At 39.5% G+C, this 1,226-nt stretch carries 2 protein-coding genes; both read right to left on the minus strand.

Annotation, left to right across the window (positions count from 1 at the left end; all coding sequences use genetic code 11):
* Positions 1-740: 740 nt before the first annotated feature.
* A complete protein-coding gene (locus tag RRY75_RS10485) occupies positions 741-995 on the minus strand; it encodes a nucleotidyltransferase substrate binding protein (RefSeq protein WP_332716669.1) in 255 nt (84 codons plus the stop codon).
* A complete protein-coding gene (locus RRY75_RS10490) occupies positions 979-1,143 on the minus strand; it encodes a hypothetical protein (protein ID WP_332527856.1) in 165 nt (54 codons plus the stop codon). The genes RRY75_RS10485 and RRY75_RS10490 overlap by 17 nt, the downstream gene beginning before the upstream one ends.
* Positions 1,144-1,226: the final 83 nt, after the last annotated feature.

The following is a 1,226-nucleotide window of genomic DNA, read 5'->3' on the forward strand; positions in this document are numbered from 1 at the left end:
TGCATTTTTCACAATTATAATTTTTTCTTTATCTTTTTGACGAATTTTTATTTATTCAGCGTATAACGTATATGTAAGGGATAAACGTAGCATGGTACAAGCTGAGGCCGGCCGCCCACATGCTACATCCCTTAGAGAAAAAGTTTATCTGTTCTTCTGGATTCTCTCCCTCTTACCTGAAGGGCCTCAAACTTTTTCTCATCTAACCGAACCTACTTAGTGGTGGCATCTAGTAGACTTCGGGGCACCACCGCTTTGCAGAGGAGTCGTAACTGTAAGCTGAGTTCATTTTACACTAGAAATGCCAACCTCAAAGCAACAACTGTGATCACGCTTATGAGCTGTAGGCTCATCCGGCAATCCGCAGTGATACGTACACTAGGTACCCCTTTCACCTACGAGAACCCGCGAGAGACCTACCAGGTACGAGGTCAGTACACAAAGGCGCCAAAAGGACAGCATCTTCTAGTTGAGAATAGACTTCTCCTTAAGTTATGGGCACACTTGAAGCATTGCCACACCCCATAAGAAAATAACTTAAGTTCTACCTATCTTTTAAGAGGGAAGGTAGTCTTAGGTTAGCTTCTTGTGGATTTCTATTCATTTCAATACAAAGGAGCTAATATCTTGAGGCTTGATGTCTAGATATTAGCTCCTTTTCATATCTATTCTATTTATCTTTTACTCGCTGCTACTTCCTGTTGCCATCATTTGATCCATCTACAAAATGGAGCCACCTGCTACTCCTGTATCATTTCTTTCAATGTCTTAACCAATCCACCTATTGCTTGCACATAGATGGTACAAATTCTACCAGCTATTTCATCTGCTAGTTTCTCACTATAAATATGTAAAGTTGCATTACGATCTTCGAGTAGTTGAAGCCAAACCTTTTCTTCCTCTAATAAACCACTCACATAGGCTTTTTCCAAGAAAAGCCTAGTCTTCTTTAACTTGAAGACTAGGCTTGTTGAACTGCTACTTAAAGTTTCCACACATTCTACACATTAATGATTCCTTTTTGTTTTCCGTCTTACATTTTGTGCACACCCAAGTTTTGCTATCCTTGTCTGCATTTGCTTTATTAATAGCCTGAATTTCCTTTTCTTTCTCTTTTTCAGCCTTTGCCTTTTTACCGAACATAAAAATCCCCCCTTCAAAAATCAGTTTAGGGTTTTCCCTACCCTCTAAGTATATTAGGGGAGCTTGGACTTTATTTCACAATT

Source organism: Niameybacter sp., assembly GCF_036655075.1.
In the GTDB taxonomy this organism is placed as follows: Bacteria; Bacillota; Clostridia; order Lachnospirales; family Cellulosilyticaceae; genus Holtiella.